The organism is Geobacillus proteiniphilus, assembly GCF_001908025.1.
Lineage (GTDB): Bacteria > Bacillota > Bacilli > Bacillales > Anoxybacillaceae > Geobacillus > Geobacillus proteiniphilus.
Genome location: NZ_MQMG01000014.1, coordinates 18,671 through 31,704, shown reverse-complemented (window position 1 = coordinate 31,704; position 13,034 = coordinate 18,671). Strand labels below are relative to the sequence as shown.

Here is a 13,034-nt window from a genome sequence, read left to right as displayed (position 1 = left end):
CAAGGAACATTTATGTATGAATTTCCTCATGCTTGTCTATGATGGGGAGTATACAGTGCAAACGATGCAGGGGGATGACGATGGAGAAACAGATGCCCAAACGCCCGGCGTACCGCCGCCTTCATGACAATGCATCCTATTTAGCCGAACGGCTTGGAGTCGGCAAGAGCTTCGATGTCATTCGCCTTGACGTCGAATATGGCGGCCGGGCGATGGCGTTGTTTATGATTGACGGATTTGTCAAAGACGATATTTTGCATTATTTGATGAGATATTTGTCCCGGCTTGAGGAACACGAACTGGACGTTCACCCGCTTGAGAAGCTCCTGAAAAAATATCTTCCGTACGTCGAGATCGGGCAGACAGACGACTTGGAAGAAGCGGTCGCGATGGTGCTTGCTGGGCCGACGGCGTTAGTCGTTGACGGCGTTGAGCGGATCATTTTGATTGACGCCCGCACGTATCCGGTGCGCGGGCCGCAAGAGCCGGACACGGAACGGGTCGTACGCGGGGCGCGCGATGGTTTTGTCGAGACGATCGTCTTTAACACCGCGCTCATCCGCCGCCGCGTCCGCGACCCTTCCTTGCGCATGGAGTACGTGCAGGTGGCGCGGCGCTCGAAGACCGATATTTGCATTTGCTATATCGAGGAAATCGCCGACCCGGAGCTCGTCCACCGCGTCCGGCAATCGATCACTGCTATTGATACGGACGGTCTGGTCATGGCCGAAAAAACGGTGGAAGAGTTTATTTCCGGCCGGCATTGGAACCCGTACCCGGTCGTCCGCTATACGGAGCGTCCCGATACAGCGGCGGCCCATTTGTATGAAGGGCATGTGCTCGTCATTGTCGATGGATCGCCAAGCGTCATTATCACCCCGGCAACGTTTTGGCATCATTTGCAGCACGCTGAAGAATACCGAAACAAGCCGATCGTTGGAGCGTATTTGCGGCTCGTCCGCTTTTTGGCTGTCTGGGCGTCAGTGTTTTTGCTGCCGCTTTGGTATTTGCTGATGACTGAGCCGGAGCTGTTGCCCGGGCCGCTCTCGTTTTTAGGAAAGGCCAAATTGGGCGATATTCCGCTGTTTGCGCAAATTTTGATGATTGAACTCGGAATGGATATGCTGCGGATGGCCGCCATTCATACGCCGTCTTCACTGGCGACCGCGCTCGGCCTTGTCGCCGCGCTTATGATCGGCGGCATCGCGGTCGAAGTCGGCCTTTTCTCCAATGAGGTGATTTTGTATTTTTCTGTTACTGCCATCGGTACGTTTGCAACGCCGAGCTATGAAATGAGCTTGGCAAACCGGCTCGTCCGCATCGCCTTGCTCATTTTGTCGGGCCTGTTCGGCCTGTACGGTTATGTCATCGGCATCATCGTTTGGATCCTTGCCTTGGCGCGGATGACGTCGTTTGGCATTCCGTACTTATGGCCGTTCATCCCGTTCTCCTACCGAGCGATGCGCGATGTGCTCATCCGTTCGCCGATGCCGCTCAAAAACCGGCGGCCGGCGATTCTTCACCCACGCGACCCTGACCGCTGACGCAGGTGCTGTTGCTTTGGCGCCTGCATTTTTTGTCTTGACGGTTGCGGCCGTTTGCCGCTACATTAAAAGGGGAAAAAGGAGCATGAGTGACGATGAAGACGGTATACGACGTACAACAGCTGCTGAAACGGTTTGGCACGATCATTTACGTCGGCGATCGGCTCGCTGACTTGGAGCTGATGGAGGAGGAAGTGAAAGAGCTGTACCAGTCCCAGCTGATCGATGCGAAACAGCTGCAAGCGGCCTTGTTTATTTTGCGGCAGGAAGCGCAAATTGAGCGGGAAAAACGGATGAAAAAAGGATGAGGATGCAATGGAACCATGGTTGGTAGGCATTGACCTCGGGGGCACAACAATCAAAATGGCGTTTGTCACCACCGAGGGTGACATCGTGCACAAATGGGAAATTCCGACGAACACCGCCAATCGCGGTGAGCATATCGTCGCTGACATTGCCCGGTCGCTTGATGGAACGCTCGCCCAGCTCGGCGGAGCGAAAGAGAGGCTGCTTGCCGCCGGCATCGGCGCCCCCGGGCCGGTCGAAGAGGAAACCGGCATGTTGTATGAGACGGTCAATATAGGGTGGACGAATTATCCATTGAAGCAACGGCTGGAAGAGGCGACGGGGCTGCCCGTTTCGGTCGATAATGACGCCAATCTCGCCGCGCTTGGCGAAATGTGGAAAGGAGCAGGGGGAGGAGCGCGCCATTTGTTGTTTGTGACGCTTGGCACCGGCGTTGGCGGCGGTGTGATTGCCAACGGAGCCATTGTGCGCGGCATAAACGGCGCCGGCGGAGAGATCGGACATATGACGATGATCCCTGATGGCGGCGCCCGTTGCAACTGCGGCAAAACCGGATGTTTGGAAACGATTGCGTCCGCCACCGGCATCGTGCGGATCGCCAAGGAGAAATTGACCGCAGATGAGCGTCCGAGTGAGCTTCGCAACGGGGATGTGACGGCCAAAGCGGTGTTTGACGCCGCCAAAGCGGGCGATGCGCTGGCATTGGAAGTGGTCGATGAAGCAACGTACTATCTTGGTTGGGCGTTGGCGAATGCCGCCAATGTGACGAACCCGGAGAAAATCGTGATCGGCGGCGGCGTGTCCAAGGCGGGTGACATGCTTGTCGAGCGTGTGGCCGCCCATTTCCGCCGCTTCGCGTTCCCGCGCGTCGCCGCTGGGGCGGAGCTTGTTTTAGCGACGCTTGGCAACGATGCCGGCGTCATCGGCGCCGCCTGGCTGGCGAAAGAGCTTGTCGGCGCGTAAACAACGGAAGGTGTCCCAAAAAGGTTGGGGCGCCTTTTCTTATTGTTGGAGGATATGTCTAGAAAGGGCGCACGGTGGATGCCTTGGCACTAGGAGGCGCCTTTTCTTATTGTTGGATGATATGAGATTGGAACGAACTTTGAAGAAGGAGATGTTTGCGAACATTCGTGCACTGCCGCTTGCCAGGCGCTCATTTTTTGCCGTCTGCCGACATATGTTAAGGTAAAGAAATGGGAAGGGGAGACGGCGCATGCACCTTCAAGCATGGCCCGGCGATACGTTTGAAACATATGGACGATGGTTTTCGGTGCCGACTGAACTGATCATCGATTCGAATCCGCATGTGGAAGAGGGATTGCGCCCTGGGCAGACCGTTGCCATCCCGGGATACGCGCCGATCGATACGTGGGAAGCGCTCGCTGACCGCCTATCGCTGCCGACGGAGGTGCTGCGGCGGCTGCCGGGGGCGATGGCGGTCATCAACGGAACAGCGCCGCTGCCGAAGCGGATTTCGTCCCCGGTCGTCCGCAGCGTCCGTCCGTACGATTTTGCCGCTTTGATGGAGGATATCACCGCCCTCGTCTGCCACTATCCGTTTGTGCGCCAGCGGACGATCGGCCATAGTGTTCTCGGCTTGCCGCTCGTTGAACTGCAAATCGGCCGCGGACCGGTGCGCGTGCATATGAACGGATCATTCCACGCGAATGAGTGGATCACGACAGCAGTGATCATGGCGCTCATCGACGAGTACGCGCGGGCGCTGGTTAACGATGACGAGCTTGCCGGCCATCGGGTGCTTGATTATTACCGTAAAGTGACTCTTTCCGTTGTGCCGATGGTCAATCCTGACGGCGTCAACCTTGTGCTGAACGGCCCGCCGGAAGAAGAGCCGCATCGGAGCGAAGTCGTCTGCATCAACGGTGGGTCGCTCGATTTTTCGCAATGGAAAGCGAACATCCGCGGCGTTGATTTAAACAATCAATTCCCATCTAACTGGGAAATAGAACAGGCCCGCAAACCGCCGAAAGCGCCGGCACCGCGCGATTTTCCAGGATTCGCCCCGCTTACGGAGCCGGAGGCGAAAGCGATGGCGGCGCTCGCCGAGTCGGGCGATTTTGCGATGGTCGTCGCGTTTCATACACAAGGCAAGGAAATTTATTGGGGATATGAAGGGTTCGAGCCGCCGGAGGCGGAGGCAACGGTTCAGGCGATGGCTGAAGCAAGCGGCTACCAAGCTGTTCGCTACATTGACAGCCATGCCGGCTACCGCGATTGGTTCATTCAAACGTGGAAGCGGCGCGGCTACACCGTGGAGCTCGGCGAGGGTGTCAATCCGTTGCCGCTCTCGCAGTTTGCGCGAATATACCGCGACAGCCTCGGCTTGTTTTTAGCAGCGCTCAAAATGGCATAAAAAACGCAAGAGGCATGATTCGCCTCTTGCGTTTTCAGTGCGTGCCGGTTGGAATGCCGTGATCCAAAATGGTCATGATGGTAAACCAGCCGAATACAGCGGCAGTGGCAAGTCCAAACAAAAATCCGAGCACGTTTTTCTCGCGCAATGTACGGAGCATTCCATAAAGGGCAAGCAGCGTCACAAGTGCAAAAATAATGACCGTACCCATCGTTTTACCCCCTCATGAAACAGTATGTACAAACGTGTCCATTCTTTTTCATTGTAATCTTTTTTCCTCCATTTGTCGAGGTCCCTTTCTCTTTTCTCTTCCATCGCTTGAAAAAAAACAGTAAAATAAAGTTAAATATTGGACATGTCAAGGAAAGGAGGAGATGGCCATGGAATGGACGCGTATTCCCGTCGGCCCGATTCAGGCCAACGCTTACTTGTTGTCGTCTGCAGACCGACAATGCCTGATCGTTGACCCCGGCGCGGAAGGCGCGGCGCTCGTCCGCCGGATCGAGGAAAAAGGGCTGACCCCGCTGGCGATTTTGCTGACGCATGCGCATTTTGACCATATTGGCGGCATCCCGGACGTGCTTGCCCGCTGGGACATTCCAGTGTATTTGCACGAAAATGAAAAACAATGGCTGCAAGATCCGGCATTGAATGGCTCGCTTTATTTCGGCGGTCCGGTCGCTGTCCGCTGCGAACCGACATGCCTTAAAGGGTCGACGGCGCTGAACATTGGTCCGTTTGCGTTGGATGTCCGCGAAACGCCGGGTCACTCTCCGGGCAGCGTCTCGTATTATTGCAAACAAGCCAATATTGTGTTTTCCGGCGATGCGCTGTTTGCCGGCAGCATCGGACGCACTGACTTGCCAGGCGGCAACCATCAGCAGCTGTTGAAAAGCATTCATGACGAACTGCTTACGCTGCCGGAGGAAACGATCGTTCTTTCAGGCCATGGGCCAGAGACGACGATCGCTGCGGAGATGGATACAAATCCGTTTTTGCATGGGTTTTCGTAAGAAGAAAGCAAAAGGCCGTCGTTTGGATTTCACAAAAAAAGAGCACTCGCGAGGTTCGGGCCAAGCGCCGCTTGGATCAGCAGTGTGACGAAGGCAAGCCTGTGGCTTGCCTCCAACAGTCGGAAAACATAGACGACACGATTTTGGGCCAACGAGAGGTTAAGCCTGCCAGTTGTATTTATGCAGACAAGAGGCTAGCCGGGGCGGTGCAGCGGTTTGTTGGGTGGAAAACACAAAAAACCCTTCTTAGCCGCGCCAAGAAGGGTTTTTGGGGGATGTTCTATCCACAATAATGGGAGGGGATATAGTTAAGCTGCTACTATAACAATATATGATTATTTTCACTATGTCAACATTGAAATACTCCACCTTATTTCTAACAAAATTTGAAGGTGGAGATTCCTGCGAACACCAGTGTATTCACCAGTTTTTTAGCAGGCGCTGCCCGTCGTTCCAACTCTTATACGTTGAACAAGCCACACTACCTGCTTCCGCTTGGTTATCGCCTTTTGGTGAGCGTGGGGGGATCGAACGTTGAAGATTTTACGTGACAGACAAATTTCCTGTCACAACCCCCTATCTTCAGTTTTCACAGAACAACGTACAAGAACAGGATAGCACGTTTGTTCGGGGGGATTCAACGATTTAGGCTAGACATCCCGACATTCATCTCCCACTTAGTTTTTGGGTTGCGCCCTGCACAAAATGGAAGTGGGAGCCTTCTGTCGGGAAATAATAAAAACGAGGTAGAAAAATGGTGATGGATCGATTGTACGAACAGATTGCCGCGGCGCCGGGCGGGCGGGTGTCGTACGCCGATTACATGCAGATGGCTCTTTACGACGAACGATTCGGCTACTATATGCGAGAGCGGGCGAAAATCGGCAAGGAAGGCGATTTTTTTACGAACAGCTCATTCGCGCCGGTGTTTGGCAAAGCGCTTGCTTCGCTTTGGGTTCGGATGGTGGAACACAGCGGCCTGCCGCCGGCTGTTTGCGAGTGGGGGGGCGGAGACGGAAGATTGGCGCTTTCGGTATTGGAAGAATGGAAGGAAAAAAGTCCGCATACATACGACCGCTTGTCGTATACGATCATCGACCAAAGCCCGTTCCACCGCCGGCGCCAGCGCGAAACGCTTCAACCCGTCGCCGAGAAGGTGGAGCAATATGACGATGTCTCTCGCTGGTTGGCCGAGCGTGGGCCGTTTTCCGGCATTGTGTTTAGCAACGAATTTTTTGATGCGTTTCCCGTTCACGTCATTGTAAAGGAAGGCGGCGTTTTGCACGAATGTTTTGTCGCCGCTCGCGATGGCCGGCTCGTTGAAGAAAAGGCGCCGCTTTGCCGTCCCGCTATTGTCCGCTATTTAAATGAGCGCGGATTGGATCTTGCTGAAGGGCAAAGGCTTGAGGTGCCTCTCGCGATGAAGGCGTTTTGGCTCGATGTTGGGCCGCTGTTTCATCAGGCGGTGATGGTGACGATCGACTATGGCTATACGGACGAACAGTTGCGCGCCCCGGCGCGGCGGCATGGAAGCTTGCGCGGATATTTCCGCCATCAGCTTGTTGCCGACCCGCTTCGCCATCCGGGGGAGATGGACTTGACGAGCCATGTACAATGGGATGCGCTTCGCTTGTACGCCCGTCAGGCCGGGTGGGAGGAAGTGGCGTTCGTTCGCCAAGATCGGTTTTTGCTCGCGGCCGGCCTTTTGCACGAATGGAACGTTTCAGAAGGCGGCGATTTCTTTTCGCCGGCAAACCGCCAAAACCGAATGATCCGCGCGCTGATCGCCGACGATGGCGTCAGCCGCTTTTTTGACGTGCTTATTTTGCAGAAAGGAATGAGTCTCCCCGCGCGAGACTTTTGGCCAGCGCCCGAGTTTTTGCCGGTCGATTAACTGCTTCCTTCGCCTATCTGCAATGGAGAAAAGGGGTTCCGGTCAAAGCGACAAAAAAACAGGCAGGAGGTTCTGCCTGTTTTTTATTCACCCATGCCGGGCACCATCATAAAAGTTGTCCAATACGTAAACGCCGCGAAGAAAATCGTCAAATACGCCCCGAAAATGTAAATGTACATTCTCTCGGTCAGCTTTAAAAAGCCGAGGAACAGGAAAAACACCGTTTGGCCAAAGAAGATGAGCGACGTCGTATGCATATGGCCAAGGTAAAACATGACAGCAAAAATGCCGGTCCAAAAGGCGAGCACGCGGAACATGCGGTCCATTATGTATCCCTCCTTTGTTTGTGCAAACCATTGGTCCTTACTTATTATAATGTACAATGATTGGGAATGTAAATAACGCTTTCGGACAAGTGGTAAGAAATGATGCCAATGCCGGCCGTTGCTTGCTCCAGACAAAAAAGAAGGAAGGAGGGACGCTGTCACGGACGGATGACGATGCGGTAGGCGCAGCGGTGGCTGCCTTCCATCATATTTTCCGTTTCCGTTACTTCAGCACCGGCAAACAGCGTCTCGACCATTCCCTCCAAAAAGGCGTGGTGCATGCCGCAAACGGTATCAGGTGCTTGCGCGGCGATTTCTTTGAACGGGCAGTTGAAAATATCGAGGTATAGCACTCCTTTTTCTTCATCATAGTGCAATTGCGGCAAAAATCCAGCCGCTTCGGCCGCCTCTTCCATTATGGCGATTTTGTCCGCCATGGTGAGCGCGCTCGCTGTGCCGTTATGCGGCAAACGGCTGGCGATGAGCTCACGGCCGAACCGCTTTCCTGTTTCACGCAACGCCTCGCTTCCAATGGGACCGAGTTTGGCCATCGTTTGAATGGCGATGCGGGCGAGGAGTTGATAATCGCGGAACGGAAAATACAGCCCGATCACTTCGTCGGACAGGCGGTACAGCCGGCTCGGCCGTCCGCCTTTTCCCGTTTTTTGCGTATCCGATACGACCATGCGAACGTCTTCAAGCTTCGTTAAGTGCAAGCGGGCAACGTTTGGATGGATATGGAATTTTTCTGCGATTTCTTGAACAGAAACTTCGCGATGCACTTTTGCCATGTATTCATAAATATGAAATCTAGTCGGGTCAGACAATACGCTTGTGATTTTCAGTGTTTGTTCCATTGTTTTCCCTCCTAAATGAATCATTGATATGGTTATTATAATGAAATCGTTCAAAGCCAGGAATGATTTTTGTCACTATTGGCAGTGAGTGGACTGACATTCAAAAAAATTTCACAAAAAGCTGCGCCAAAAGCAGGATAACGACTCATGCTCGTCGAAATACAAAGCAGTCTGTCGAAAGGAGGGAATATGTGCTGAACGAGATCGAACAAACGGCAAACCGCCTTCTCGCCGAAGCGGTGCAGCGCCGCGCCTCGGATCTTCACCTCGTTCCGCGCCGCCGCGATGCCGCCGTTCGTCTTCGGCTTGATGGCATGCTTGTCGACGTTGGCGTGCTTCCGAAAGAAACGGCGGAACGTCTCATCGCCCACTTTAAATTTTTAGCCGGCATGGACATCGGGGAACGACGCCGTCCGCAAAGCGGCGCCATGGAAGTGGCTGAGTTTGGGGAAACGGTGTATTTGCGTTTATCGACATTGCCGACGCTCTACGATGAAAGCCTCGTCATTCGCCTTCTGCCGCAGCGCCTCTCGCTGCCGCTTCGCGAACTATCCTTATTCTTCCGCTCCACCGCACGATTATTTTCCTTCATGCAGCATCCGCAAGGGCTCGTGCTGTTGACCGGCCCGACGGGGTCGGGAAAAACGACGACCCTGTACACCCTTCTTGATCTTTGCCAAGCTGAAAGGCAACGCAACATCATCACGCTTGAAGATCCGATCGAAAAACAGAACGAACGATTGTTGCAAGTGCAAATCAATGAAAAAGCAGGCATCACGTACGCCGCCGGGTTAAAAGCGGCGTTGCGCCATGACCCGGATGTGTTGATGGTCGGCGAGATCCGCGATCATGACACGGCGGCCATTGCCATCCGTTCAGCGTTGAGCGGCCATTTGGTCGTCTCGACCATGCACGCCGCCGATGCAGTCGGCGCCGTCTACCGGCTGCATGAATTCGGCATTCCGCTCGGCGATTTGGCCGAGACGCTGCTTGCCGTCTCTGCCCAGCGGCTTGTCGAGCTTTGCTGCCCGCTGTGCGGCGACGATTGCCATCCATCGTGCGGCCGTCTTGGGCGACGCCGGCGCACGGCTGTTTATGAGTTGCTTTGCGGTTCAGCGCTGGAGGACGTTATTCGTTCCCTCTCCAATGGGAGAGGGAAGCCAAAGCGCTCTTATATGACTCTGGCTCGCTTGATCCGCAAGGGGATTGCGCTCGGCTACCTGCCCGTCCGCATGCTTGAGCTCGTCGGAGGGGGAGAAAGATGAAACGCAAAATGTGGCCGCTCGCTGAACAGGCGTTGTTTTTCACCCGGCTCGGCCGGTTGCTCGAGCGCGGTTACCCCCTTGGGCAAGCGCTTGAGTTTTTGGCCATCCAGGCTCCAACACACCGCCGGCTGGAAGTGGAACGCTGTCTGCAGCAGCTGCGCGCCGGGCTGCCGCTGTTTGCGGCTGTCGAAGCGCTGTCGGTCGACCGCATGGCGGTTAACCTTCTCTTTTTTGCCGAACGGCATGGCGATTTACCGCGCGGCATGGCAGAGACAGGGGAAGCGCTGGCGCAAAAAGCGCGCTTCCACGAGCAGCTGCGCCGCTTCAGCCGCTATCCGCTGTTCCTTCTTTCTTTGCTCATCATCATGCTCGTCTTGATGGAATGGTGGCTGCTGCCGCAGTTTGAACGGGCGGCGGCGGCGTTTTCCCCACAACGCGGGCACACCGCTTGGCTGCTTGCGGTGATCGCCCATGCCCCTATGGCGATGGCGGCCATCGCCGTCTTGGCGGTGTTCTCCGGGCTGTTTTACGCTGCTTGTTTCCGCCGTTGGCCGGTCTCCCGAAAACTTCAATTCGTTTTGCGAATTCCAGGGCTTGCTTCGTTTCTGAGACTGTTCCTCACCTGCCTGACCGCCCGCCAGCTCGGGCGCCTGCTGCAGGCCGGATTGTCGGTTTATGATGCGCTCGGCGTGTTCAGCGAGCCGTCGTCCTGGCCGTTTTTGCAAATGGAAGGCCGGCGCCTTCGCGACGGGTTGATGAAAGGGATGACGCTTGACGGATTAATCGGCGCCGCCCGCTATTACGAACAAGAGCTGGCGCTTGTCATCCGCCACGGCCAGTCGAACGGCGAACTTGGCAAAGAACTTGAACATTACAGCGAGTTTTTGCTGCAGGTGATGGAACAACGAATCGAGTCGGTCTTAAAACGAATGCAGCCGCTTTTGTTGGCGGTCGTTGGCGCGTTTGTCGTCGGCATGTATTTGGCGATTTTGCTGCCGATGTTTTCGATGTTGAATGAACTGTAAATCTCTTCTGTATAACAAGGATGGGACGGCTCTGCAGGAACAAGATGGCCATTCTTGATGTGTTGGCTCCTTGAGAGAGGGGCGCGCCCCTCTTCCCAAGGCCCAATCTATGAACAGATTTGATGCTCAAGAAACAAATCGAACTTAGGCGCTCTTTCTGAAATTTCGTATGCGAGGAGGAGTGACAATGAATCAAAAAGGATTCACATTGATCGAAATGTTGATCGTGATGATGGTGATTTCTGTTCTGCTGCTGATTGCAATTCCAAATATTACAAAGCACAACAGCATGATCAATTCGAAAGGATGCGAGGCGTTTTTGAACACCGTGCAAGCGCAGGTGAAAGCGTATGAGATGGAGCATAACAAAATTCCGACGGTGCAGGAATTGCTCGCTGGCCGCTATATTAAATCGGATAAATGCCCGAACGGTCATGCGATCCAAATCAGCACGAACGGCGATGTGAGTGAAAGTGGCTCGTAACGGCGGGTTTACGCTGCTTGAGATGCTGATCGTTTTCTCGGTGGTGCTGGTGCTTGCCGCGCTGGCTGTTCCGATGCTTGGCGGCGCTGTGCGCCATCAGGAGGAGGCGTATATGCTGGCTGTGCTGCGTGCGGATTTGTATGGCGCGCAGCAGCATGCCATCGCCCGGCGGGTGAATGTAGCGGTTTTTTTTACCGACGGCGGCGCTGGGTACAAGGCGATTGATGCATCGAGCGGCCGGCAGGTTGTCGCTCGTTCGCTCCCTTCTCCGTGGCGGTTTCAGCTCGGCACGCTGCGCAATCCGCTCATCTTTACCGACAACGGCAACATTGAACGGGCTGGAACCATTTGGATACGGGGCGGCCAAATGACTTATAAAGTCACCTTTTTGCTGGGGAAAGGGCGATTTTATGTACAAAAAATGTAGCGGCGGATTTTTGCTCGTTGAAGCATTGTTCGCTTTGGCGCTGCTATGGACGACAGCGGCCGTTCTTCTTCCACTGTTGATGCAAATGGCGCATGAGCGCAACAGCCTCGTTCTCGAGGAGAAAGCGCGCCGGCTGTTGGCCATCGCGTTGTATGAGGAGCCGCTTGCCGGAGAAACCATGATCGCCGACGGGCGCACGGTATTTCGACTGCAAGCGAGCGATGAAGGGGGACGAATGTGGAAAGTATGCGTGCGTTGGAACGATTACGCCGGCCGCGAGATGGAGCGGTGCGGGTATGGCAAGCGGTAGCGGCAAAAGAAAACGGGTTTACGATGATCGAAGCGCTGTTGGCGCTGGCGGCTGCGATGGCGGTGGCGGCGGCCGTTCCGGCGCTGTTGTCCGTCCGCTTGCTGGCTCCGGAGCCGACGGACGCGTTTTCCCGATTGGAATGGCGGCTGTTTTTGCAACAGCTGCAAATCGAGCTGAATGAAACGAGGCAGTGGTCGGCAGGCGACCATGTCCTCTATTTGCAAAAATGGAGCGGTGAGACGGTCAGTTTTTCTGTTGTTGCGTCAAGAGCCGAACTGATCCGCCAGGTGGACGGCGCTGGCAATGAAACGGCGCTCCGTCATGTGCGCGCTGTTTCGTACCGCGCCGGCGCCCGCGGGATATTTTTGCAAGTGACGGCTGATGACGGCACCGTTTGCGAGGCGTTTGTGGCGCGGGCGTTTTAGCGGGCGGCTTGTACGGTGAGACCCCCTTGACCGCCGCTTCCCCCTTTTAGACTGGAAAAACGAGGGGAAGGAGAAATGGGTCGACAAGATGGCGTTATTTTTCCGATTGTGGCTGTCGTTTCTTTGTTGCTTGTCTTTTCTGTCACGCATGTCTTGCTCCTCTATGAAGCGGAACGACAGGCGGCTTATGCGGCCCGGCAGGCAGCCGAGGCGGACGAGCTTGTGCAGATGGCCGTGTTTGACGTAAAAGAACGCATCGCATCAGCCGGTCCGTCGACCGCGGGAGAGGCTGGGGAATGGACCTATCCGCGCGGAAGGGCCGCCTACCGGTGGGTGCGGGAAGATGCAGCGCACGTTCGGGTTTCTTTGTCCATCCGTTCGGCCTCTGGGCTGAGGCGCGCTGTCATGTTTACTGTCACGCTTCCGGCGCTTCATATTGTCGAATGGAGCGAGCAAAACGGTTAAAAGAGGAAAGAAGCGGAAAAACTAAAAGAAAAAAGGGGGGATTTGATGGCGGTCAACGATTATGTCAAGTTTGTCACCCAACAGTTTGTCGCCTACATGGACTTGCCGAAAGAGGAGCGGAGGCAGCGGCGTCAGGTGCGGAAACAAGAGCAGCTTCCGCTTTCATACCGCTTGTTTGGCATGGTGCCGCTTTCGCTTCGCTTGCTGTTTCGGCGCCGCCCGTAGCAGCCGCCCGCTGGCCTAGGCCGGCGGGCGGCTTTCGTGCCGACGGAAGGGAGTTCGTCGGTTTGAGCGCTCCGAGCCGGATGGGCCGATCCCG

At 55.2% G+C, this 13,034-nt stretch carries 17 protein-coding genes; 14 read left to right on the top strand and 3 right to left on the bottom strand.

Annotation, left to right across the window (positions count from 1 at the left end; genetic code table 11):
• The first annotated feature begins 80 nt into the window (after positions 1 to 80).
• The 4 genes from BRO54_RS06715 (at position 81) to BRO54_RS06700 (ending at position 4,224) form a co-directional block, all read left to right on the top strand.
• The gene (locus BRO54_RS06715; RefSeq protein ID WP_074043507.1) at positions 81 to 1,544 is read left to right on the top strand and encodes a spore germination protein; all 1,464 of its coding nucleotides are present in this window, start codon (positions 81 to 83) and stop codon (positions 1,542 to 1,544) included.
• Between the two features lie 95 nt (positions 1,545 to 1,639).
• Positions 1,640 to 1,852, top strand: coding sequence for a YqgQ family protein (locus BRO54_RS06710; RefSeq protein WP_074043506.1), 213 nt, complete (start codon positions 1,640 to 1,642; stop codon positions 1,850 to 1,852).
• A gap of 7 nt (positions 1,853 to 1,859) precedes the next feature.
• Entirely contained in the window at positions 1,860 to 2,813 is a 954-nt protein-coding gene (locus tag BRO54_RS06705) for an ROK family glucokinase (protein ID WP_074043505.1), read from the top strand.
• Between the two features lie 250 nt (positions 2,814 to 3,063).
• On the top strand, positions 3,064 to 4,224 hold the full coding sequence (locus tag BRO54_RS06700) for a M14 family metallopeptidase (protein WP_074043504.1): 1,161 nt from the start codon (positions 3,064 to 3,066) through the stop codon (positions 4,222 to 4,224).
• A 34-nt stretch (positions 4,225 to 4,258) separates the two neighbouring features.
• Here the strand turns inward: BRO54_RS06700 and BRO54_RS06695 are convergent, their stop codons facing one another.
• Positions 4,259 to 4,435, bottom strand: a complete 177-nt coding sequence (locus BRO54_RS06695; protein WP_044730834.1) for a DUF2759 domain-containing protein — start codon at positions 4,433 to 4,435, stop codon at positions 4,259 to 4,261.
• Between the two features lie 169 nt (positions 4,436 to 4,604).
• Here BRO54_RS06695 and BRO54_RS06690 point away from each other — a divergent pair, with 169 nt between their 5' ends.
• Both BRO54_RS06690 and BRO54_RS06680 read left to right on the top strand, forming a co-directional pair.
• The gene (locus tag BRO54_RS06690) at positions 4,605 to 5,237 is read left to right on the top strand and encodes an MBL fold metallo-hydrolase (RefSeq protein WP_074043503.1); all 633 of its coding nucleotides are present in this window, start codon (positions 4,605 to 4,607) and stop codon (positions 5,235 to 5,237) included.
• 760 nt (positions 5,238 to 5,997) lie between these two features.
• A complete protein-coding gene (locus BRO54_RS06680; protein WP_074043525.1) occupies positions 5,998 to 7,131 on the top strand; it encodes a class I SAM-dependent methyltransferase in 1,134 nt (377 codons plus the stop codon).
• 83 nt (positions 7,132 to 7,214) lie between these two features.
• Here the strand turns inward: BRO54_RS06680 and BRO54_RS06675 are convergent, their stop codons facing one another.
• Both BRO54_RS06675 and BRO54_RS06670 read right to left on the bottom strand, forming a co-directional pair.
• A complete protein-coding gene (locus BRO54_RS06675) occupies positions 7,215 to 7,457 on the bottom strand; it encodes a DUF2626 family protein (RefSeq protein ID WP_008879854.1) in 243 nt (80 codons plus the stop codon).
• A gap of 158 nt (positions 7,458 to 7,615) precedes the next feature.
• Complete coding sequence (locus tag BRO54_RS06670; RefSeq protein ID WP_074043501.1) at positions 7,616 to 8,314, bottom strand: helix-turn-helix transcriptional regulator; 699 nt, start codon at positions 8,312 to 8,314, stop codon at positions 7,616 to 7,618.
• 191 nt (positions 8,315 to 8,505) lie between these two features.
• On the opposite strand from BRO54_RS06670, the gene comGA reads away from it, so the two are divergent.
• The 8 genes from comGA (at position 8,506) to BRO54_RS06630 (ending at position 12,940) form a co-directional block, all read left to right on the top strand.
• Entirely contained in the window at positions 8,506 to 9,579 is a 1,074-nt protein-coding gene (gene comGA, locus BRO54_RS06665; protein ID WP_074043500.1) for a competence type IV pilus ATPase ComGA, read from the top strand.
• Complete coding sequence (comGB, locus tag BRO54_RS06660) at positions 9,576 to 10,604, top strand: competence type IV pilus assembly protein ComGB (RefSeq protein WP_074043499.1); 1,029 nt, start codon at positions 9,576 to 9,578, stop codon at positions 10,602 to 10,604. The genes comGA and comGB overlap by 4 nt, the downstream gene beginning before the upstream one ends.
• A gap of 187 nt (positions 10,605 to 10,791) precedes the next feature.
• Complete coding sequence (gene comGC / locus BRO54_RS06655) at positions 10,792 to 11,088, top strand: competence type IV pilus major pilin ComGC (protein ID WP_015375395.1); 297 nt, start codon at positions 10,792 to 10,794, stop codon at positions 11,086 to 11,088.
• Positions 11,078 to 11,515, top strand: a complete 438-nt coding sequence (comGD, locus tag BRO54_RS06650; RefSeq protein WP_074043524.1) for a competence type IV pilus minor pilin ComGD — start codon at positions 11,078 to 11,080, stop codon at positions 11,513 to 11,515. The genes comGC and comGD overlap by 11 nt, the downstream gene beginning before the upstream one ends.
• Positions 11,499 to 11,825 carry a competence protein ComG gene (locus tag BRO54_RS06645; RefSeq protein ID WP_074043498.1) on the top strand — a complete coding sequence of 109 codons (327 nt, stop codon included), beginning with the start codon at positions 11,499 to 11,501 and terminating at the stop codon, positions 11,823 to 11,825. The genes comGD and BRO54_RS06645 overlap by 17 nt, the downstream gene beginning before the upstream one ends.
• On the top strand, positions 11,804 to 12,250 hold the full coding sequence (gene comGF, locus BRO54_RS06640) for a competence type IV pilus minor pilin ComGF (RefSeq protein ID WP_074043497.1): 447 nt from the start codon (positions 11,804 to 11,806) through the stop codon (positions 12,248 to 12,250). Before BRO54_RS06645 ends, comGF begins: the two co-directional genes overlap by 22 nt.
• Positions 12,251 to 12,325: 75 nt before the next feature.
• Positions 12,326 to 12,715 carry a competence type IV pilus minor pilin ComGG gene (comGG, locus tag BRO54_RS06635; protein WP_074043496.1) on the top strand — a complete coding sequence of 130 codons (390 nt, stop codon included), beginning with the start codon at positions 12,326 to 12,328 and terminating at the stop codon, positions 12,713 to 12,715.
• 45 nt (positions 12,716 to 12,760) lie between these two features.
• Positions 12,761 to 12,940 (top strand): YqzE family protein, encoded by a 180-nt coding sequence (locus BRO54_RS06630; RefSeq protein ID WP_011231910.1) that lies wholly within the window; start codon positions 12,761 to 12,763, stop codon positions 12,938 to 12,940.
• The last annotated feature ends 94 nt before the right edge of the window (positions 12,941 to 13,034 follow it).

Bases quoted from the DNA above. Each gene is read 5' to 3' on its own strand.
- BRO54_RS06715 (WP_074043507.1), top strand. From the start codon at position 81: ATGGAGAAACAGATGCCCAAACGCCCGGCGTACCGCCGCCTTCATGAC.
- BRO54_RS06710 (WP_074043506.1), top strand. From the start codon at position 1,640: ATGAAGACGGTATACGACGTACAACAGCTGCTGAAACGGTTTGGCACG.
- BRO54_RS06705 (WP_074043505.1), top strand. From the start codon at position 1,860: ATGGAACCATGGTTGGTAGGCATTGACCTCGGGGGCACAACAATCAAA.
- BRO54_RS06700 (WP_074043504.1), top strand. From the start codon at position 3,064: ATGCACCTTCAAGCATGGCCCGGCGATACGTTTGAAACATATGGACGA.
- BRO54_RS06695 (WP_044730834.1), bottom strand. From the start codon at position 4,435: ATGGGTACGGTCATTATTTTTGCACTTGTGACGCTGCTTGCCCTTTAT.
- BRO54_RS06690 (WP_074043503.1), top strand. From the start codon at position 4,605: ATGGAATGGACGCGTATTCCCGTCGGCCCGATTCAGGCCAACGCTTAC.
- BRO54_RS06680 (WP_074043525.1), top strand. From the start codon at position 5,998: ATGGATCGATTGTACGAACAGATTGCCGCGGCGCCGGGCGGGCGGGTG.
- BRO54_RS06675 (WP_008879854.1), bottom strand. From the start codon at position 7,457: ATGGACCGCATGTTCCGCGTGCTCGCCTTTTGGACCGGCATTTTTGCT.
- BRO54_RS06670 (WP_074043501.1), bottom strand. From the start codon at position 8,314: ATGGAACAAACACTGAAAATCACAAGCGTATTGTCTGACCCGACTAGA.
- comGB (WP_074043499.1), top strand. From the start codon at position 9,576: ATGAAACGCAAAATGTGGCCGCTCGCTGAACAGGCGTTGTTTTTCACC.
- comGC (WP_015375395.1), top strand. From the start codon at position 10,792: ATGAATCAAAAAGGATTCACATTGATCGAAATGTTGATCGTGATGATG.
- BRO54_RS06645 (WP_074043498.1), top strand. From the start codon at position 11,499: ATGTACAAAAAATGTAGCGGCGGATTTTTGCTCGTTGAAGCATTGTTC.
- comGG (WP_074043496.1), top strand. From the start codon at position 12,326: ATGGGTCGACAAGATGGCGTTATTTTTCCGATTGTGGCTGTCGTTTCT.
- BRO54_RS06630 (WP_011231910.1), top strand. From the start codon at position 12,761: ATGGCGGTCAACGATTATGTCAAGTTTGTCACCCAACAGTTTGTCGCC.